This is a genomic window from Rhizobacter terrae, assembly GCF_003852895.1.
Classification (GTDB): Bacteria; Pseudomonadota; Gammaproteobacteria; order Burkholderiales; family Burkholderiaceae_C; genus Albitalea; species Albitalea terrae.
This window is the reverse complement of sequence record NZ_QUSW01000008.1, coordinates 91,378-111,760: the sequence shown is the minus strand read 5'-3', so window position 1 is coordinate 111,760 and position 20,383 is coordinate 91,378. Positions and strand designations below refer to the sequence as shown.

At 68.3% G+C, this 20,383-nt stretch carries 15 protein-coding genes and 1 other RNA gene; 7 read left to right on the top strand and 9 right to left on the bottom strand.

All coding sequences use genetic code 11. The features are described 5' to 3' along the window. The first annotated feature begins 11 nt into the window (after positions 1-11). The gene (locus DZC73_RS24075; RefSeq protein WP_124542922.1) at positions 12-1,631 is read left to right on the top strand and encodes a transglycosylase SLT domain-containing protein; all 1,620 of its coding nucleotides are present in this window, start codon (positions 12-14) and stop codon (positions 1,629-1,631) included. A 71-nt stretch (positions 1,632-1,702) separates the two neighbouring features. On the opposite strand, the gene recR is transcribed toward DZC73_RS24075, so the two are convergent. From recR to dnaX, 3 genes are read right to left on the bottom strand one after another with little or no spacing between them, the layout of a single operon-like run. Further along, complete coding sequence (gene recR, locus DZC73_RS24070) at positions 1,703-2,290, bottom strand: recombination mediator RecR (protein WP_124542921.1); 588 nt, start codon at positions 2,288-2,290, stop codon at positions 1,703-1,705. Positions 2,291-2,309: 19 nt separating this feature from the next. Continuing rightward, positions 2,310-2,636, bottom strand: coding sequence for a YbaB/EbfC family nucleoid-associated protein (locus DZC73_RS24065; RefSeq protein ID WP_124542920.1), 327 nt, complete (start codon positions 2,634-2,636; stop codon positions 2,310-2,312). 34 nt (positions 2,637-2,670) lie between these two features. Continuing rightward, positions 2,671-4,563: a DNA polymerase III subunit gamma/tau gene (gene dnaX / locus DZC73_RS24060; protein ID WP_124542919.1), complete on the bottom strand. Its 1,893-nt coding sequence runs from the start codon at positions 4,561-4,563 to the stop codon at positions 2,671-2,673. Positions 4,564-4,611: 48 nt separating this feature from the next. Between dnaX and DZC73_RS24055 the strand changes: the two genes are divergently transcribed. Then, positions 4,612-5,739: an AIR synthase related protein gene (locus DZC73_RS24055; protein ID WP_124542918.1), complete on the top strand. Its 1,128-nt coding sequence runs from the start codon at positions 4,612-4,614 to the stop codon at positions 5,737-5,739. Positions 5,740-5,784: 45 nt separating this feature from the next. Further along, positions 5,785-5,882, top strand: an RNA gene (gene ffs / locus DZC73_RS24050) — signal recognition particle sRNA small type. Between the two features lie 12 nt (positions 5,883-5,894). Here the strand turns inward: ffs and DZC73_RS24045 are convergent. After that, a complete protein-coding gene (locus DZC73_RS24045; RefSeq protein WP_235835260.1) occupies positions 5,895-6,455 on the bottom strand; it encodes a TetR/AcrR family transcriptional regulator in 561 nt (186 codons plus the stop codon). Between the two features lie 130 nt (positions 6,456-6,585). Here DZC73_RS24045 and DZC73_RS24040 point away from each other — a divergent pair, with 130 nt between their 5' ends. Beyond that, on the top strand, positions 6,586-7,053 hold the full coding sequence (locus tag DZC73_RS24040) for a nuclear transport factor 2 family protein (protein WP_124542916.1): 468 nt from the start codon (positions 6,586-6,588) through the stop codon (positions 7,051-7,053). A 33-nt stretch (positions 7,054-7,086) separates the two neighbouring features. On the opposite strand, the gene DZC73_RS24035 is transcribed toward DZC73_RS24040, so the two are convergent. The 5 genes from DZC73_RS24035 to DZC73_RS24015 form a co-directional block, all read right to left on the bottom strand. Continuing rightward, a complete protein-coding gene (locus DZC73_RS24035) occupies positions 7,087-7,482 on the bottom strand; it encodes a hypothetical protein (RefSeq protein WP_124542915.1) in 396 nt (131 codons plus the stop codon). A gap of 73 nt (positions 7,483-7,555) precedes the next feature. Then, positions 7,556-9,982: a serine/threonine protein kinase gene (locus DZC73_RS24030; protein WP_124542914.1), complete on the bottom strand. Its 2,427-nt coding sequence runs from the start codon at positions 9,980-9,982 to the stop codon at positions 7,556-7,558. A gap of 2 nt (positions 9,983-9,984) precedes the next feature. Next, on the bottom strand, positions 9,985-11,820 hold the full coding sequence (locus DZC73_RS24025; protein ID WP_161974715.1) for an HDOD domain-containing protein: 1,836 nt from the start codon (positions 11,818-11,820) through the stop codon (positions 9,985-9,987). 206 nt (positions 11,821-12,026) lie between these two features. Then, positions 12,027-15,293: a UvrD-helicase domain-containing protein gene (locus DZC73_RS24020; protein ID WP_124542912.1), complete on the bottom strand. Its 3,267-nt coding sequence runs from the start codon at positions 15,291-15,293 to the stop codon at positions 12,027-12,029. Further along, positions 15,290-17,920 carry a PD-(D/E)XK nuclease family protein gene (locus DZC73_RS24015; RefSeq protein WP_124542911.1) on the bottom strand — a complete coding sequence of 877 codons (2,631 nt, stop codon included), beginning with the start codon at positions 17,918-17,920 and terminating at the stop codon, positions 15,290-15,292. Before DZC73_RS24015 ends, DZC73_RS24020 begins: the two co-directional genes overlap by 4 nt. Positions 17,921-18,052: 132 nt before the next feature. Here DZC73_RS24015 and trxA point away from each other — a divergent pair, with 132 nt between their 5' ends. The 3 genes from trxA (at position 18,053) to DZC73_RS24000 (ending at position 20,281) form a co-directional block, all read left to right on the top strand. Then, positions 18,053-18,382 carry a thioredoxin TrxA gene (trxA, locus tag DZC73_RS24010; protein WP_124542910.1) on the top strand — a complete coding sequence of 110 codons (330 nt, stop codon included), beginning with the start codon at positions 18,053-18,055 and terminating at the stop codon, positions 18,380-18,382. 273 nt (positions 18,383-18,655) lie between these two features. Further along, complete coding sequence (rho, locus tag DZC73_RS24005; RefSeq protein ID WP_124542909.1) at positions 18,656-19,918, top strand: transcription termination factor Rho; 1,263 nt, start codon at positions 18,656-18,658, stop codon at positions 19,916-19,918. A gap of 105 nt (positions 19,919-20,023) precedes the next feature. Continuing rightward, on the top strand, positions 20,024-20,281 hold the full coding sequence (locus DZC73_RS24000) for a type B 50S ribosomal protein L31 (RefSeq protein WP_124542908.1): 258 nt from the start codon (positions 20,024-20,026) through the stop codon (positions 20,279-20,281). The last annotated feature ends 102 nt before the right edge of the window (positions 20,282-20,383 follow it).

The window sequence follows — 20,383 nt, the reverse complement described above, 5'->3', positions numbered from 1 at the left end:
TTCACCGATTCATGAGCGGCCTCCGATGGCGTGGTGTCGCACACCTGCTCCTCGCTTCCATCGCCGCCACCTCGCTGCTGGCCGGCTGTGCCACCACCGGCAACCCCGATGCTCCTGTCATCGCCGCGAACGAGGCCTTGTCGGCCAAGGCGCCCGAAGCGCCGGCTTCCGCGGCATCCGCTCCTGAGTCCCCTGCTTCTGCCGCCTCCGCGCCTGAGATGGCCGCGGCGCCGGCCGAAGCTGCCTCCGCGCCCGTCGCCGTCGACCCGCTGCGTCCCGAAGCCGCCGTGAACCTGGACGATGCCGCTGCCCGCGCCGATCTCTGGGCCCGCGTGCGCAAGGGCTTCGCCATGCCCGACCTCGACACCGAGCTCGTGCGCGACTGGGAGCAGTGGTACGGCTCCCGCCCCGACTACGTGCAGCGCATGACCGAGCGCGGCAGCCGCTACCTCTTCCACATCGTCGAGGAAGTCGAGCGCCGCGGCATGCCCACCGAACTCGCGCTGCTGCCCTTCATCGAGAGCGCGTTCAACCCACAGGCCATGTCGTCGGCCAAGGCGTCGGGCATGTGGCAGTTCATGCCCGGCACCGGCCGCGATTTCTCGCTCAAGCAGAACGTCTTCCGCGACGACCGCCGCGACGTGCTCGCCTCCACCCGCGCCGCGCTCGACTACCTCGACCGCCTGCACACCATGTTCGGCGACTGGCACCTCGCGCTGGCGGCCTACAACTGGGGCGAAGGCAACGTGACGCGTGCCATCGCCCGCAACCAGCGGCTGGGCCTGCCCACCAACTACCTCAGCCTGCGCATGCCCTACGAGACGCAGCGCTACGTGCCCAAGCTGCAGGCGGTGAAGAACATCGTGGCCAACCCGGGCAACTTCGCGCTGGCCCTGCCCGCGGTGACCAACCACCCCTACTTCCTGAGCGTGCCCATCACCCGCGACATCGACGTGTCGCTGGCCGCCCGCTTCGCGGGCCTGCCGGTGGAGGACTTCAAGAACCTCAACCCGCAGATGAACAAGCCCGTCATCCTCGCCGCGGGCACGCCCTACGTGCTGCTGCCCTACGACAACGCGGACCGCTTCGTGCATTCGCTGGGCGAGCACCAGGGTTCGCTGGCGAGCTGGACGGCGTGGGTGGTGCCCAAGACGCTGCATCCGGCCGAGGCTGCGAAGCAGGTGGGCATGAGCGAAGCGGAATTGCGCGAGGTCAACCGCATACCGCCACGCATGCTCGTCAAGAGCGGCTCGACCCTCCTGGTGCCGCGCACCGAGAAGCGGCCGGACGACGTCTCGCCTCAGCTGGCGGACAACGCCACCATCAGCCTCGCCCCGGATGGTCCGGCGATGCGCAAGATGGCGATCAAGGCCGGCAAGAAGGACACCGTGGCCACGATCGCGCGCCGCTACCGCGTGAGTGCGGCACAGGTGGCGCAGTGGAACCAGGTGGGCGCCAATGCGGCGTTCAAGCCGGGGCAGCAGGTGGTGGTGTTCGTGGCGAACAAGGCACCGGCGACAAGGCGTGCATCGACGGCGAAGCGGCCTGTGAAGCAGGTGGCGGCCAGCAAGAGCAAGTCGCGCTCGGCCAAGGCCGGGCATGCGACGACGCGGGCGGCGAAGACGAACTGACCCATTCCCGTTCGGGCTGAGCCTGTCGAAGCCCTCGTCACGACAGGACCAGGGCGAACGGGGGGGTGGATCTACCGCCGATCGCTCAGCGCATGCGCGATCGTGCCCAGGTCCACATACTCCAGCTCGCTGCCGATCGGCACGCCCCTTGCCAGCCTGGTGACCTTCAATCCGCGCGACTTCATCGCCTCGGAAATCACATGCGCCGTGGCTTCACCTTCGGCGGTGAAGTTGGTCGCGACGATCACCTCGTCCACGCTGCCGTCGCCCACGCGCTGCAGCAACTGGCCCAGGCCGATGTCGCGCGCGCCCACACCATCGAGCGGACTCAGCTTGCCCATCAGCACGAAGTACAGCCCGCGGTAGCTGCCGGTGCGCTCCAGCGCGGCCTGGTCGGCCGGCGACTCCACCACGCACAGCAGGCGTGAATCCCGCGTCGCATCCAGGCAGGTGCTGCACACCGGGCTCTCGGTGAAGGTGTGGCAGCGCTCGCAGTGGCGGATGTTCTTCACCGCCCCCTGCAGCGACGCCGCCAGCCGCTGCGCACCCTCGCGGTCGTGCTGCAAGAGGTGGAAGGCCATGCGCTGGGCCGACTTCACGCCCACCCCGGGCAAACGCCTCAGGGCTTCGATCAATGCGTCGAGCGACGGCTCCGCCACGTGTGCCTGGCCTCGCGGATCAGAACGGGAACTTCATGCCCGGGGGCAGCGGCATGCCGGCGGTGAGCTTGCCCATCTTCTCCTGCGACACCTCTTCGGCGCGTCGGATGCCGTCGTTGAAGGCGGCGGCCACCAGGTCTTCGAGCATGTCCTTGTCGTCGGCCAGCAGGCTCGGGTCGATGACCACGCGCTTGACGTCGTGCTTGCAGGTCATCGTGACCTTCACCAGGCCGGCGCCCGACTGCCCTTCGACCTCGATGCTGGCCAGCTCTTCCTGCGCCTTCTTGAGGTTGTCCTGCATCGCCTGCGCCTGCTTCATCAGGCCCGCGAGTTGGTTTTTCATCATGGTCAAGTTCTCCTGGAACGTGTCTGTGTGGAATTCAGTGCGGCTTGATGGAGCCCGGCACGATGCGTGCCGTCTTGTACTGCGCCATCAGCGCCTGCACGAGGGGGTCGTTGTGGATGATCTGCTCGGCCTCGACCTGCCGCCGCTCGGCCTCGGCCGCGGCACGCAGGGCCGGTGAATCGGTGGCCGCGCCGCCTTCGACGTCCAGCCGCACGGGCTGGCCCAGGTGCTGCGACAAGGCGGCCTGCAGCTTGTCCTTGTGCGTGCCGGCGCGAAGCATCTCGCGCTCGACGCGCAGCGTCCAGACCGCCGTGCCAGCCTCATGGGCAAGGCCGATGCATTCAGCCTGCATTGCCAGCTCGCGCACCAGCGCGGAGATGCTGCCTTGCTGGACCATCTGCGTCACGGTCTCGTCCCAGCGGTCGCCGAGCTCGGTGCGCTTGACGACGGTGGAGGTGCGCGGTGTGGAAGGCGATGGCGGCATGGCCGGCGGCGAGTCGGGCATCGCATCGGATGCCGGACGTGCCGCGACGCGAGGTGCCGCCGCTGGTTCATCCTCCCACGGGGGCGGCGGCTCGTCGTCCGGACCATCGTGGCGCGGCGCGGGCGAAGGATTCGGCCTGGCGACAGGCACGGCCACGGGTGCTGCAACGGGTCGTGCCGGAGGCGGCGACGCGACGGGACGCGACGGCATGGCCTGAGGCGCCGCTGCAGGCCGCGCAGCGACTGGCGGAACCGGCCGCACCGGCGCCGCTGCCACCGCAGCGCTCGACGCCACCGCAGGCTGCGCCGACGGCTTGCGTGGCGCAGGCATCGCATCGCCACTGCCCTGCGGCCGGAAGGCCAACATGCGCAGCAGCACCATCACCAATCCGCTGTATTCGTCAGGCGCCAGGCCCAGTTCGGCGCGGCCATGGATGGCCATGCTGTAGCAAAGCTGGATCTCATCGGCCGGCAGCGCGGCAGCCAGGCGCACCGCCGCAGCGCTGTCGGGATCGTTCGCGTCCAGCGAACCCGGCACGGCCTGTGCCACCGCCATCTGTTGCAGCAGCTCGGAGAGTTCCTCCAGCGTGCCCGCCGCCGACAAGCCCATGCCGCGCAGGGCATCGGCTGCCGCGATCAATGCCGCGCCGTCGTTCGCCGCCAGTGCCTCGATGATGCGCACCGCATGCCCGCGATCCACCGCCCCCAGCATCTGCCGCACGCCGGCTTCGGCCAGCACGCCGGCGCCGAAGGCAATCGCCTGGTCCGTCAGCGACAAGGCATCGCGCATCGACCCGCGCGCCGCACGGGCCAGCAAGCGCAAGGCACCGGGCTCGGCCTCGATGCTCTCGGCCTGCAGCACGTTGGTGAGGTGCGAGTGCACCGTCTGCGGCGCCATCGGCCGCAGGTTGAACTGAAGGCAGCGCGACAGCACCGTGGGCGGCACCTTCTGCGGATCGGTGGTGGCCAGCACGAACTTGAGGTATTCGGGCGGCTCTTCCAGCGTCTTCAGCATCGCATTGAATGCCGTGGTGGAGAGCATGTGCACTTCGTCGATCATGTAGACCTTGAAGCGCCCCACCACCGGCTTGTAGACCGACTGGTCCAGCAGCGTGGAGATCTCTTCCACGCCGCGGTTGGAGGCTGCATCGAGCTCCACGTAATCCACGAAGCGGCCGGAGTCGATGTCGCGGCAGGCATTGCACACGCCGCACGGATGCGCCGTGATGCCGCCCTGCCCGTCCGGCCCGGTGCAATTGAGGGATTTCGCCAGCAGGCGCGACACCGTGGTCTTGCCCACGCCGCGGGTGCCGGTGAACAGGTAGGCGTGGTGCAGCCGTCCCTGCGTGAGCGCATTCGCCAATGCCTGCACGACGTGCTCCTGCCCCACCAATTGCTCGAAATTGGACGGGCGGTACTTGCGCGCGAGGACGAGATAGCTCATCCGGGCGATTCTACGGGGGCGACATCGGCTGACCGATAATCCCGTCCCATGACTTCCCCTGCTTCCCATCCCGCATCCGGCACGCTCAGCTACGAACAGGCCGGCGTGAACTACGACCTGATCGACCCGCTGAAAGTGGCGGCCCAGCGGGCAGCCGCCGCGACAGGTGCGCACCTCGCGCACCACGGCTTCAGCGAAGTGGCCGCCTCGCGCGGCGAGTCGGCCTACGTGGTGGACGTGGGTCCGTTCTACATCGCGAGCATCGTCGAATGCCTGGGCTCCAAGGCGCTCGTGGCCGACGAGATGAACAAGCTCACCGGCAAGAGCTACTACGACAGCATCGCGCAAGACACCATCGCCATGGCGATCAACGACCTCATCACGGTGGGCGCGACGCCGCTGGTGGTGCAGGCCTACTGGGCCGCGGGCGGCTCGGACTGGTTCTCCGATGCGCAGCGCGCGAAGGCGCTCGTCGACGGCTGGAAGCGCGCCTGCGACACCTGCAAGGTGGCCTGGGGCGGCGGCGAGACGCCGGCGCTGGCGGGCATCGTGGCCGACGGGCGCATCGACCTCGCGGCGTCGTGCACCGGCATCATCAATCCGAGGGAGCGGCTGTCGGTGGGCGACAAGCTCGGCGCGGGCGATGCGATCGTGCTGCTGGCATCGAGCGGCATCCACGCCAACGGCTTGAGCCTGGCGCGCAAGCTGGTCGAGCGGCTGCCCAATGGCTACCTCACCGAAGTGGAACCCGGCGTGTCATATGGCGAGGCCCTGCTCGCGCCGACGGTGCTGTACTCGCCCGTCACCGAGGCGCTGTACGCCGCGGGTGTGAAGCCGCACTACTGCGCGAACATCACCGGCCACGGATGGCGCAAGCTGCTGCGGCATCCGGCCACGCTCACCTATCGCATCCACAGCGTCCCGTCCGTCACGCCCGTGCTCAAGTTCATGCAGGAGCATGCGAAGCAGGACGACAAGGAGGCCTACTCCACCCTCAACATGGGCGCGGGCTTCGCGCTCTTCGTGCGGGCGGAGGATGCGCAGAAGACCGTGGTTGTCGCGAAGGCGCAAGGCATCGATGCGATCGTTGCGGGCGTGGTCGAGGCGGGTCCCAAGAAGCTCATCGTCGAGCCGCTGGGCATCGAGTTTGGCGACGACGCGCTGCAACTTCGATAAGCCCACGCGAAGGCGGCGCATCGGCGTCGCCTACAATCCGCCCCTGACGGGCCTCCCCGCATGGAAGCGCGCCCAACCTGGTCAGGTCGGGAACGAAGCAGCCACAAGCGTTGCGACCAGTGCCGGGGGTAAGGCTCGTCAACCTCCCCTCCCTTTCAAGCCCCGCGCTTCATCGCCTTCAGCAGTAGCGAGAGCGGCTCCAGTGCCTCTTCGGGTGTGCCCAGCACCTGGGCCTGGACGATCGCACCATCGATGGCCAGCGCAATCGCACGGGCCTCTGCCGAGCGGCCGCGGCCCGTCGGCAGCACGGCCGCGACAGCATCCGCCATCTCCTGCTTGTGGCTGCGCGTCACCTCCACCACCGCCGGCTGCACCGGCCCCAGTTCACCCACGCTGTTGATGAATGCGCAGCCTCGGTAGTCGGGGCTTGAGAACCATTCCCGCAAGGTCGGCACGATCGCGTCCACGGTGCCGCCGTGGCGCGCCAGTGCATCGACGAACCACGTCATCCAGCGCTCGTGGCGCTGCTCGAGGAATGCGAGGATCAGGTCGTCCTTGCTGGGGAACTGCCGGTAGAAAGTGACCTTGGTGACACCCGCCTCGGCGATCACGCGGTCGATGCCCGTGGCGCGAATGCCCTCGCGGTAGAACAGGTCATGGGCCGTGCTGAGGATGCGCTCCCGCGGAGTCGCGTCACCTGCGAGGGGTAGATTCAAGGCAGCGGCAGTCGTTCGTCGGCTTGGCATGTCGGCGATTGTAGACAGACTTGTCTACCGCCTTTAGACTGCGCACGTAGACAACTCTGTCTACATCGCTTCGACCTCTTCCACCAACCGACCACACTCCATGGACACCAAGCCGCCCGTCCCGCCCTTCACCAAGGAATCCGCTACCCAGAAAGTCCGCCTCGCCGAAGACGCCTGGAACTCCCGCGACCCGGCGCGCGTCGCGCAGGTCTACACGGAAGACACGAAGTGGCGCAACCGCGCCGAGTTCCCGGTTGGCCGCGAGCAGGTGAAGGAATTCCTCACCCGCAAATGGGCACGCGAACTGGACTACCGGTTGATCAAGGAACTCTGGGCGCACGACGGCAACCGCATTGCCGTGCGCTTCGCCTACGAATGGCACGACGACTCCGGTCATTGGTACCGCTCGTACGGCAACGAGAACTGGGAGTTCAACGAGTTCGGCCTGATGCAGCGGCGCTTCGCCAGCATCAACGACTTGCCGATCACCGAGGCGGATCGCAAGTTCTTCTGGCCGCTGGGCCGCCGGCCGGACGATCACCCAGGGTTGAGCGACCTCGGCCTGTGAGGCGCGAAGTCGCTCGATCGGATCAATCGGCCATCAACGGCGGCCGCTCAGCCGTGCCAGCACGGCATCGTGATCCGCCTGGGCCTGGCGCATGCACTGGCTGTTCGCGGCACCATGTCCTTCGCGGCGGCACTGGGCGCGCACCTCGGCCAAGGCATTCGTCGCCTCGATGCGTGCATCGCGCGCGCTCTGGGGCGACTGCGGCCCGCCGGTGGTCAAGTCGACGGACGTCTGGATCACTTTCTCTGGCAGCACGATGACCTGCTGGGGTTGCGCAGGCGCGGGTGTGGCGGGCGTGTCCGCGGGCGGCGCCACCACTTCGGCCGGCATGGTGCGCGGGTCCTGCACCGGCTGGGCCGTTGTAGTTTGTGCAAAGGCAACGGGAGCGACGCACAGGGCCACCAGGGCACAGAGTCGGTTCAGCTTCATGGTTTCTCCTTCGGATCAGGCCCCAGGGGGGCATGTCAGAAGAAGCGGCAAGCGGTGTGCCTGAAACCGGGGCTCAACCCGCCTGCTTGAAGGCCATCACGGCCTGGTTGCGCAAAGTCCGCAGCAACGACAGTTCCCGCTCGCCCAGTTCGATGCCACCAGGCGTCGCCTTGTCGGCGTAGATGAGCGCGAACGGCGCGCCCTTGATCATCAGCGGCAGCAGCAGGAAGGCCGGCGCGTTCACCGATTGGCGATACCAGGCCGGCAGCCGCGTCGCGATCGTCGGCACGGTCGCGTCGCTGATGAGCGTGTCCGCACCCTTCAGGCACACGGCGGCAAAGAGATCGCTCGGCGTCTTCAGCGACACCTTGAAGGCCGCTGCCACCTGCTCGGACTTGTCGCCCAGGCCGAAGCGCCCGCTGAGCACCTCGGTCCTCGGGTCCTTCAGGCAGAAGACGACGCGGCGAAAGCCCAAAGCGCGGAACATGGTCTCCAGGATCATGCGCAGCACTTCGTTTAGCTTGAAGGTCTCCACCATGGTGTTGGTGATGTCCTGGATGCCCGCGGCCATGACTTCGGCCGCGTTGTCCACCGGCGTCATCGCCGACTGGTCTTCGGTGATGGTGGCCTGCAGCGTGTGCGGCGTGAGCGTGTCGTGCTCTTCTTCCTTCTTCTCGACCGCATCGATGGTGGGATGCAGCAGCCGCGAGGCCGGCGTGCCCGGCTGCACGTGGATGTTCATCGCCTGCGCCATCTGCGCCAGCTTGCCGCGTGCTTCCACGGCTGCGCCTTCGATGACCTTGCTGCTCACGCCCAGCACCTTGCTGTAGCGTTCGGCCACTTGCGCAATCGATGCCGCAGATTCGCCCGGCTCGCTGCGCAGGAGTGCGTCGGTGATCTCGTTGGCGCTCTGCGCCAGCCAGCGGATGCGGTCGGCCGGCTTGTCGGCGAGCTTGACCGGAATCTCCGCCGTGGGCGTGCGCATGCAGCGCTGCAGGTTCTCCGGCAGGCCCCACGATTTGGCAACGCCCAGCCCCAGTTCCTCGAAGCTCAGCCCCAGCACGTTGATGGAGGCCGCCTCTTCGGTCTGCGCGCTGTAGGTTCGCCCGCTCTTGGCGTAGTCGGCCAGCACGCTGCGGACCTGCCGCGCCTCTTCCGGGAAGTAATACTCCGTGAGCAGCCGCCCCAGGTTCTGGAACATCGCGCCGATGAAGGCCTCTTCGCTCTCGCGGGCCACCGGGCACAGCTCGGTGGCCACGGAGCCTGCCATCAGCGAGCGCAGGAATTCTTCCTTGAGCTGGTTCGCATGGCTCTTGTCATGCATGTGCTCCAGCAGCACCAGGCTCAGCGCCATGTTGCGGATGCCCGCGAAGCCGATCAGCGCGATCGCACGCGACACCGTGCTGATGCTGCCGCCACCCGCATGCTGGTAGTGCGCGGTGTTGACCATGCGCAGCAGCTTGTTGGTGAGCGCCACGTCCTTGAGAATTTCGTTGGACAGGCTGCCCAGGCTTTCCTTCTCGGAGGTGGCCACGCGCTGGATGCGCACCACCGAATCGGACATCGCCGGGAAGTCGCTCTTGTGGCGCATGCGGCGCAGCAGGAACTCCAGCGTACCGTTGTTGTTGGCGCCGCCGTTGGCTGCATTCGCCGCCTTGCCGCCGCCGGCCGTGCCGTCCAGCCAGTCCTGCAGGTCGCCGCGGAACTTGGCGGCGCTGGCGTGGCGCTGCGACGCGTCGCGGGCCATGCCGCGCATCAGCACGGCGCGCAGCTTGTCGTCCACTTCCGAAGGCAGCCCGCCGGGCAGCTTCAGGTCTTCATGCGCCACGCGGTAGATGGCGCGGTAGGCATCGCGCTCGGCGATCACCGGCTTGCCGCTGAGCACTTCGGCCAGCACCAGCGCGGTGGAGAACACGTCCATGGCCGGCGTGGGCGCCTCGCCATGCGCCGCTTCGGGCGACATGTAGCCGGGCGTGCCCACCACCTTCTGGTTGCCGCCGTCCTTCACGTGGGCGGCGATGCCGAAGTCCATCACGCGGGCCCGGCCCGCGCCGTCGACGAGGATGTTCGATGGCTTGAGGTCGCGGTGCACCACGCCCGCCGCATGCGCGGCCTGCAAGGCATCGAGCACGCCGACCACGAGCTGCACGGCCTCGCGCGCCGGCAGCGGCCCGCGCGCCTTCAGATGCTCGGACAAGGTCCGGCCTGCCACGTATTCGAAGACGAGGTAAGGCTGCTGCCCATGCATGTCGGCCTCGAAGACCGGCACGATGTGCGGGTGCGTGAGCCGGCTCACGGCGCGGGCCTCGTGCATCCACTGGTTCACCGCGGCGGCATCGGTGCCGGCGGCGGGACGCATCAGCTTGACGGCCACCTCGCGGTCCAGCCGCGGGTCGTAGCCCAGGTACACGGTGGCCTGCGCGCCCTTGCCCAGGATGCGGCGCAACTCGAAGCGGCCCAGTTGCGGGCTTTGCGCGGAGGTGGCAGGGACGGCGGCCATGGTCAGCGCTTGTCGGGTTCCGCAGTGGTCTCTTCGCTCTTGGCCTTTTGCACATCGGCGACCCGCTTGCCGGTGCGCAGAGCAGTGCGAGCGGCCTGCAGGGCTTCCTGCAGGTCGCGCGGGCCGATTTCCAGCGAGCGGGCATAGCGCTGCGCGACGAGCGCAATGCCTTGGGCAATGCGCGTGGCCGGCAGCGTGGTAATGGCATCGACCGCCTCGTTCGCCGCGCTGGCCGCGGTGCGCAGCACGTCCGCATCGCCATCGGGCGTGCGCACGGCCTTGTCGCGGGCCAACCGGTGGATCATGTGCTGGACGTCCTCGCCCAGCCCCCAGTGGCGCGCCACGGACGCGCCCAGGGTCTCGATGTTCACGCCCAGCACGGCGTACGAGGCCCCGGCTTCGGTCATGCCGGGCTGCTCGGGCGTGCCGGGTTCGGCATTGGCCGGCGGCGGCACGGGCTTCATCAGCTGCCAGATCTGCTCGGCTTCCTCGGAGAAGTGGTACTGCAACAGCAGGCGCCCCAGGTTCTGTAGGACGGCCACGAGGTAGATGACCTCGGGGTCGTAGCCGCCAGGGCACAGGGCCTGCGCGGTGTAGCCGGCCAGCCGCACACGCTCGATGGTGCGCTCCATGGCCGTGGCACCTTGCGGCGTCAGCGGCCCCGGCCACACGCGAAGCTGGGCAGCGGCACTGCGGATGCCGTTGAGCCCCACCAGCGCGATCGCCCGGCGGATGGTCAGCACCGGGCCGTTGCCCGACACCTGTGTGCTCTGCACCTGCGCGGAGTTCACCATGCGCAGCAACTCGAAGCTGAGCGCCATGTCCTGCAGGATCTGCTCGGCCATCTCGTCGGTGCGCTGGCCTTCCATGGACGTGAGCCGCGACACGCGCCCGCCCACTCCCGGCATGGCCGGCAGATGGCCGACGGTGCGCATGCGGTCCAGCAGCAGCGCGAGCGGACCGCCGGTGTCCTGTGCTTCGGCGGCACGCCAGCCTTCCAGCGCCTGCAGCAGCGTGCGTGCGCTGAGGTAGCGCTGGCGCTCCTGGCTGGCGGTGGTGCGGTTGGCAATGGCGCGCAGCGCCTCGGGAATCGGGTGCGGCGTGCTCCACGGCAGGCGCACGATTTCCTTGCCCAGCGGTGTCAGGCGGGAAATCACGAGCGCCGTGTCGGGTTCTTCCAGCGCGGGCTGGCCCACCAGCAGTTGCTGCAACAGCAAGCCGCAGGCGAGCACGTCGCGCTCGGCGTTCTGGCGGTGGGCACGCAGCCGGTTCGGGTCCAGCGGCATGGCGCGGTTGGCATCGTCGGGATTGGCCTGCGGCTGGCCGACGGCGGCCAGCGCCATCACGCGGACGCTGCCGTTCTCGCTGATGAGCAGGTGGTGCAGTTGCAGGTCGCCATGCGCAGCGCCGGACTCGTGCGCGAAGGCCATGCCTTGCAGCGCATGGCACATCCAGCCCACCGACTCCAGCGGCGCCGGGTTGGGATGCGCGGCCAGCCATTCGGGCAGCGTCATGCCCAGGGCACGATCCACCGCCACGTAGGGCCAGTTCTCCTGCACGCCGACTTCCACGACGTGGGCGATGTTGGGGTGGTTCAGCCTCGCGGCCGACCGCACTTCGTCCTGCCAGAGCTCCAGCGCCGCGGGCGACGCGGGCTGCACGCGCGGCAGGGTCAGCATCAGTTCCTGTTCGAGGCGCGGGTCCCATGCGAGCCAGACCATGGTGCCGGCGCTCTTGCCCAGCAGTTGCCGCAGCTCGAAGCGGCCAAGCCGGCGTGCAACGGCCGCCGGTGCGCTCGCAGCGGCTGGACGTGGGGATGAAGACGCGGGTGCAACCATCGTGGACTGGGACGAAGTTGCGCTATTGGATGCCGGGAACTCCCTGGCCGAAACCTCGATGAGGCCCGGCATTCCGTGGCAATTCGTTTCAAAACCCAGTGTGCGCGCGGCGGAGCGCAGTGTGGCGGTCATCCCTGGCGGCGTCGTGAGAAATGCCCGCTTCCCGTCTCGGGCCGATCACGCCGTGGCGAGCATGCCCAGGCCGCTCAAGGGGTCAATTCGACCAGCTCGCCGGCACCGGTGATGAAGGCGCAGCGGACCTCGTCAGCCGGTTGCAAGCTTTGGACGATGCGGCGGTAGCGCAGGAGCTGGTCACGGTATTGCGGCAGCTCCGCAGGCGACTGGTTGAGCTTGTAGTCCAGCACCCACCACTGGCGCCGGCCGGCCGCCTCCAGGGCCACCAGCCGGTCGATGCGCAGCTCGGTCTCGCCCTCGCCCACCGGCACCTCGTTGCCCGACCAGTGCAATTGCGGACCGCGGAAGAAGCGCGCGCAGTCCGGGCTGCGCCAGATCCGGCCCGCGAGGCGGCGGACCTGCCGGCCGTCGGACTGGAACTCGCGGGCGGCGGCATCGGCCAGGTGGTCGAAGTGGTCGGCATCGTCCGCCAGTGGGCCTTGGGCGCCGGCCCATTCGAGCGTGCGGTGCACGGCCTTGCCCAGCAGGCTGACCATGCTGTCCTCGGCCGTGGCCCTCGCAGGCACGGCAGGCCGCTCGGGCGCATCGGTCCAGTTCGGCAGCACAGGCAGGACGATGGGCCGCTGCTGCGCCGCATGCGGTTCGTGGGCCTGGGTGGCCGGCATGGGTTGCGCCACCGGCTGGAGGAGCTGCCACCACGAAGGCTGTTCAGGCGGGCGATGAGGCTGGGTGGCGCTGAAGACCAGCCGCTGCCGGGCGCGTGTCATCGCCACGTACAGGCTGTTCAGCTCCTCGCGTTCGCGCGCCTCGCGTTCGCGCGCCAGCACCGGCAGCAGCGAGGGCGGGCATTGGCCCTCCGAGTAGACGAAGGCGCAGGCCTGGGGGCTTTCGGCTTCGACGGGCCAGTCCACCAGCAGCGTGGCCGTCTCGGCGTTCTTGGGCGTCGGGTCGGCGTCCATGATGAACACGACCTCCGCCTCCAGGCCCTTGGCGCCGTGGACGGTGAGCAGCTGGACGGCGTCCGGCTGCAATGCCGCAGGCACCTTCAGGGACCGGCGTTTCAGCGCGCGGACGAAGTTGTAGGGCGTGGCGTAGCGGGCGCCGTCCAGCGTGAGGGCCTGGTTGAGCACGGCATCGACGGCGTTGAGGGCTGCCGGGCGCCGCTCGGCGGGGACGGCAGCGGCCAGGCGCTCGCGCAGCTCGCCCTCTGCCACGACGATGTCGAGCAGGTCGTGCGGGGGCAGTTGCTGGGCCACGTTGGCCCAGCGCTGCAGAAGCTTCCGGGCGCGATCCAGGGCGGGCGAGGCCTCGGGCGACTCGCGCAAGGCACGCCACCAGTCACCGTGGTTGACCGCCTGGCGAGCGAGCCGCACAAGGTCATCGTCCGACGCGCCGAACAGCGGGCTGCGCAAGGCATGGGCCAGCGAGAGCTTGTGCTGAGGCGAGGCCAGCACGTCGAGCAGCGCCACGATGTCGCGTGCCTCGGGCGCATCAAGCAGGTCGAAGGCCTCGGGCGCAGCGAAGGGGATGTGCAGGCGCGACAACTCGTCCGCCGCGAGCCGCAGGGATTCGCGCTTGCGGCACAGCACCTGGATGTCGCCGGGTGCCATGCCCGAGTCGATGAGTTCATCCACCGCGGCCGCCACCAGCCTGGCTTCCTGTTGGCGCAGCAGCTCTTCGGCCTCGATGCGCGGCTGCGTGAGGCTGTCGCGCCAGGCCAGTGGTGCGTCGTCCTCGGCAGGCTTCTCCTTCTGCGGACGCATGACCTCCGGCAAGGCGAGTGCCCCAGGGCCACCATGCGGGACGGACTCGGTCGTGTGCTCGCGAAAGCCCTCGAACCGCGCCTGGTCCTGCAAGGCACGGAACACGCCGTTCAGCGCCTGCAGCACCTCCGGCGAATTGCGGCGGGTGTGGTCACAGGTGAGCACCGTGCCGCCCAGGCCTTGCAGCAGGAAGTCGCGCGCCGCTGCGAAGACCTTCGGCTCGGCACCCCGGAAACGGTAGATGCTCTGCTTGGGATCGCCCACGATGAACACGCCCAGGGGTCGGTACCCGCTGGTACCACCGCCAGCGCCGGCGTAGCCCGCGAGCCACGCATGCAGGGCGTGCCACTGCAAGGGACTGGTGTCCTGGAACTCATCGATCAGCAGGTGCCGCACGCGGGCATCCAGCCGTTCCTGCACCCAGGCCGAGAGCGTCGCGTCGCGCAGCAGCGCGAGTGCGCAGCGCTCCAGGTCGTTCATGTCGGCCAGGCCGCGCGAGCGCTTGTAGGCGGCGTATTCGGCGAAGAGCGTGCGCGACAGCCTGACCATGCGCAGGTGCTCGTCATGCGCGGATTGCTGGCGGCAGGCGCGGTCGATGTCCTCGATGAGACCGGCTACCTCACTCACGCCGGGCACATCGGCCAGGGCCTTGCGGAGTTCGCCCTTGCCGGTGAACAGCGCCGCACGGACGCCATCGAGCGACTGGGGTGGATCGTCCAGGCCCAGCGCCTGTTCAAGGACCACGGCCTGCTTCTTGCACGTGGCGGACTTGTGCGCGCCGAGCGTCGCTGCGACCGCTGCCAGCATGGCTCTCGCATCCGGCATCAGCACCCGATGCGATGGATGCGGCAAGCCCGCGTAGCTCGGCCATTGCTCGGCCGCGGACTTCACGCTGTCTTCCAGCACGCCGCCTTGATCGGCCAGCTCGATGTCGATGCGCCGCGCCCAGGCCGCATCCAGCCACTTGCGAAGCTGCGACCGGCCGCGTGACAGCACGAGGGCTCGAAAGTCCTCGTGCAGGACCTCGTCTGCAATCACTGCCGCATGAAAGCGCCGGTAGACCTCGCCGCGGTGGTCGGCCACGTCTTCCAGCAGGTCCATGTCGGGCTGCAGGCCCAGTTCGTTGAGCAGCTCCAGCGGCGCAGCGCGCAGCAGTTGCGAGAACCAGGCGTGGAAGGTGCGTACCTCCACCGATCGGCCGGTGGCGAGCAGTCTTTCGTGAAGATCGGCCAGCAAGGGCGCGGCGCTGGTGGCTTCGGCCAGCGACATGCCGCGCGCCATCAGCTCGCGCTGTCGGCGCGCGTCGTCGCATTCGGGCGAGCCGAAGTCGGCCAGCCATTCGTCCAGGCGCGCCCGCATCTCGCCGGCCGCCTTGCGCGTGAAGGTGATGGCCAGGATCTCCTGCGGCATCGCGCCGTCGAGCAGGGCACGCAGGATGCGCGACACCAGCATCCAGGTCTTGCCCGCGCCGGCGCAGGCCTCGACGATCACGCTGCGGCGCGGGTCGCAGGCCGCGGCGTAGAAGGCCTCGCGCGACGCGAGCCGCCCGTCGATCTGGTAGGCCGCGCCGGTCATGGCACGGGCTCCCAATGGTCCTTGCGGCACAGGCCGCGGGCCTCGCAGAACTCGCAGGCCATGCCCTCGCCCAGCGCGGGCATCCGGGCGCCCCGGCGCAGGCGTTCCAGCTCGGCGCCGATCTCCTGCACCAGCACCTGCGCCGTGATCTCCACCTGCGGATGTTCGATGGGCTTGATGCCATCGCTGTCGTCCAGCGGCAGGTAGATCGCGCTCACGGCGCCGCCCGCTTCGGACTGCTGCGCCATCAAGGCGGCGTAGAAGGCCAGCTGCGTGTCTTCCAGCGGCGTCTTCACGAGGTTGCGCAAGGCCTGCCCGCTGCCGGTCTTGTAGTCGATGAGCTGGGTGACCGGCCCCTCTTCGCCCGGCACGCTGTCGATGCGGTCGATGCGGCCTTGCATGCGAACGCCGGCCCACTGCACGGGGCTGGCTTTCAGGTCGCGCTCGCCGTCGATCCAGCTCGCGCCTTGTTCATCGCGCTCGTGCAACCACTGCACATAGCGCGGTACGAAGCGTTCGAAGGTCGCGGCGAAAGGCAGGAAGGCGGCGTCATCCAGGCCCATGTGCTCTTGCGATTGCGCCGCCACCTCGCGCAGCCTGGCCTCGTCCTGCCCGATCGCCTGGGGCACCGTTCGTGATTCATGGAAGCGATGCAGCACGTCGTGCAGCCAGGTGCCGTAGTCGCGCTTTTCCACAGCGTCGTCGAGTTCGTCGGCCTCGCGCAGCGACAGCAGGCGCAGGGCGAAGAAGCGGTACGGGCAGCTGCGCAGCGCATCGCAGGCGGAGGCGCTCAGGGTGTCGGGCAGAAGGTCGGGCGCGAAGGGCATGGGGCGCGGCACCGGCGCGGGTGCCAGCGTCGCCCTGCCTTGCGGATCGGGCGCCTGCGCGATCGAACGGCCCTGCTTGCGCATGGCCAGGTCCAGCCGCTCGACCAGCGTGCTCGGCGCCAGCGGCTCGCCGCCATCGTCCAGCCGCCGAAGCAAGGTGATGCGCGGCATGCGCAGCAGTTGGATGAAGGCCAGCATCTCGGCCTCGCGCTGCTGCTCCATGGTGGGCAGCCGCAGCGAGGCGGCCAGTGAATCGTTGAGCAGCGGATGCGGCGACGGGGCGCCGCCCAGGCGCTTCTCGTCGGCTCCGGCGAAGACCACGGAGGCGAAGGGCCGCAGCATCGCCTGTGCCAGCGGCGTCACGACGACGCTCGCCTGCGACTGACCGGCTGCCGCCTCGGGCACGAAGGACGCGTCTTCCAGCGTGCCATCCACCCAGTTCGTGAACTCGTGCAGGCTCATGGCCTGGGGCGTTTCCGCCGGGTCGGCCACGGGTGCGTCGTCCAGATGCAGTGCATTGATCGCCTGCACGCCGGCATCGTCGGACTGCAGCAAGTCCAAGGCGCCCGAGGCCGCGAGCGCCTGGCGCAACGCGGAGATCCATGCATTGAAGCTGCGTGAGCGCGGTGAGCGCAGGTCCGCGATCACGGCCTGCGCCGCCTGCCACAACTGGCCTGGCGCGTCGCCCATCGCCTGCGCATCCACCGCCGACGGCGTGGACCAGGCCTGGCGCCGCATGGCCGTCTCGATGGCCTGCATCGCCCGCGAGGCGCCAGCTACGCCGGGCCAGTCGGTGGCACCGGCCTTGAGCCAGTCCAGCCAGTCGTCGGCGGTGGCGCGAGGGTTGGCCGCGCGCAGGAGATTGCCCACCATCGCACCGGCCCGCGTGGTCGACAGCTTCCACCCGGTTTCATCGACGATGGGCACGTGCTGGCGCGCGAGCAAGGCGCGCACGCGCCGCGTGAGCAGGCGGTCTTGGGAGATCAGCGCCACGGGGCGATGCCCGGTGTTGAGCCTGTCGAGCACCTCGGCGGCGCAGCGGCTCGCCTCGGATTCGAAGTCGGCGCATCGGGCCTGGCTGACATCCGCGATGCGCGCCGCGTGTGAGAAGGCCGCAGCATGGTCGGGATCGGCCTGGATGACGAGCGCAGGACCGTGCGCATGCAGCAGCAGCGCCTCGGTCAGCGCATCGGCACCGCCCGCCTGCACGACCATCCAGGCAGAGGGCTGCAAGTCGAACAACTGGTCGGTGACCGGGGCGGCGGATGCCGCTGCCCACTCGAAGGCCACGCGAGCAAGCATGCGTTCGGTGCCGCCCGGGCCCGGCGCGATGCTCAGGAGTTCACGGCCTTGCGTCCAATACGCGTCCCGGTCCGACGGCGCCATCGCAGCCGCTGCCCGGGCGAATGCCTGGGCCGTCTGGGCCACCGATGCCACCGCCTGATCGAACCCTCGCTCGTCGCGCTTGTGCCACGCCTGCCCGAAGGCCTGTCCGCGCAGCAGATGCCTGGCCGTGAGCCGGTCCAGCGCGCCGTCGAAACTGATCTGCCCGGGCTGCGAAGCAGCCCCTGGCCCCAGGCTGCGGGCCAGCGTCTGGGTGGTCTCCACGCGCGGCATCCACCCGCCCAGCGCGATCCACGCCCGGCGCGCGAGCGGCAAATGCTGCGCGAATGGCAACAGCATCACCGCGTCGCGCAGGACCACGCCCTGCCCTTCGGCCCACGCCTGCGCCAGCCGCACCACGCGCGGCCATGGGTCACCGGGGCCGATTTCAAGAGGGATGCGAACTATGGGCGCCATAGAAAAGATGAAGCCGCCGCGGGGGCCGCGACGGCAGCGGGGTCTGAGCACAATGTGTCAGAATCATTGTGCCTTGCCGCCTCGTGCGGCGTTCAACAGGTTCGAGAAGGACCCACCCCCTTAGGACAAGTCATGAGCTCCGATCTCATCAAGCACACCACCGACGCGTCATTCGACAGCGACGTTCTCAAGGCCGACAAGCCGGTCCTCGTGGACTACTGGGCCGAGTGGTGCGGGCCCTGCAAGATGATCGCCCCCATCCTGGACGAAGTCTCCAAGGACTACGACGGTCGCCTGAAGATCGCGAAGATGAACGTCGACGAGAACCGTGACGTGCCCGCGAAGTTCGGCATCCGCGGCATTCCGACGCTGATGCTGTTCAAGGACGGCCAGCTCGCCGCCACCAAGGTGGGCGCACTTTCCAAGGCCCAGTTGACGGCCTTCCTCGACGGTCATCTATAATCCGTCGCAGTCGCTTCGGGAGAAGCCCGGCTCACCTGCCAAGTCCCACAAGGCCGCCAGTCAGGCGCCCCTCCCGAAGCCAGAATTTTTGCCACCACGCCAGCAGTCAAGGCGCGTGGATCCGGCCTCCTACTCCGACCCTTAGCTCTCTCTTCGCGACCTCTGCGCCAACGTTGTTCAGGCGGATCAGAGGCAGCGAATCGGACACGAGGCCGACCGCTCGGGCGGCGCCATTGGCAGGCGTCGACCCACATCACCCCAGGGTTGCAACCCATGCATCTGTCAGAACTTAAAGCGCAGCACGTCTCCGAGCTCATCAAGATGGGCGAAGCGCTGGAGATCGAAAACGTCGCTCGCCTGCGCAAGCAGGAGCTGATGTTCGCGATCATGAAAAAGCGCGCCAAGGCCGGCGAACAGGTCTTCGGCGACGGCGTGCTCGAAGTGTTGCCTGATGGCTTCGGCTTCCTGCGCTCGCCCGACGCGAGCTACATGGCGTCCACCGACGACATCTACCTGAGCCCCAGCCAGATCCGCCGCTTCAACCTGCACACCGGCGACGCCATCGAAGGCGAAGTCCGCGTGCCCAAGGACGGCGAGCGCTACTTCGCGCTGGTGAAGGTCGACAAGGTCAACGGCCTCACGCCCGAGGAGAGCAAGCACAAGATCATGTTCGAGAACCTGACCCCGCTGTTCCCGAAGGAACAGTTCAGGCTCGAGCGCGACATCAAGGCTGACGAGAACATCACCAGCCGCATCATCGACCTCATCGCCCCGCTGGGCAAAGGCCAGCGCGCCCTGCTCGTCTCGCCGCCCAAGAGCGGCAAGACGGTGATGATGCAGAACCTGGCGCACGCCATCACCGCCAACTACCCTGACGTCTACCTCATCGTCCTGCTGGTCGACGAGCGTCCGGAAGAAGTGACCGAAATGCAGCGCACCGTGCGCGGCGAGGTCATCAGCTCCACCTTCGACGAGCCCGCCGCCCGCCACGTGCAGGTGGCCGAGATGGTCATCGAGCGCGCCAAGCGCCTGGTCGAGCTCAAGAAGGACGTGGTGATCCTGCTGGACTCCATCACCCGCCTGGCCCGCGCCTACAACAACGTGCTGCCCTCGTCGGGCAAGGTGCTGACCGGCGGCGTGGACGCCAACGCCCTGCAGCGTCCCAAGCGCTTCTTCGGCGCGGCGCGCAACATCGAGGAAGGCGGCTCGCTGACCATCATCGGCACGGCGCTGGTGGACACCGGCAGTCGCATGGACGAAGTCATCTACGAAGAATTCAAGGGCACCGGCAACTGCGAAATCCACCTGGATCGCCGCATGGCCGAGAAGCGCGTGTACCCGTCCATCCTGCTGAACAAGTCGGGCACGCGCCGTGAAGAGCTGCTGCTGAAGCCGGAAATCCTGCAAAAAAGCTGGATTCTTCGCAAATTGCTCTACCCGATGGACGAGATCGAGGCGATGGAGTTCATCCTCGACAAGATGAAGTCGACGAAGAACAACCTGGACTTTTTCGACATGATGAGACGCGGGGGCTAGCCGTCGGTCGCCCATTTGGGCGGCTACGGGCTATAATCCGCGGTTTTCCGCACCGGCAAGTGCGTCGAGTGGTTCGACGTGGCTCCCGACATCACGAGGTTTCCCATGAAAGAAGGCATTCACCCCGGTTACCGCGACATCTGCTTCGTGGACCTGTCCAACGGTTTCAAGTTCGTGACGCGCTCCACCGCGCAGACCAAGGAAACCATCAAGATGGAAGACGGCCGTGAGCTGCCGCTCATCAAGCTGGAAACCACGAGCGAATCGCACCCCTTCTACACCGGCACCCAAAAGAGCGTCGACTCGCTCGGCGGCCGCGTCGAGAAGTTCCGCAACAAGTTTGCGCACCTCTCCAAGAAGTAAATCCAGCGTCCCGCCCAGGCGGGATTCGCACATCAAAGGCAGCCCCGGCTGCCTTTTTTGTTGCCCGGGTGGTCCGGTGAACGCCGGGCTCCGTTGTGTTGC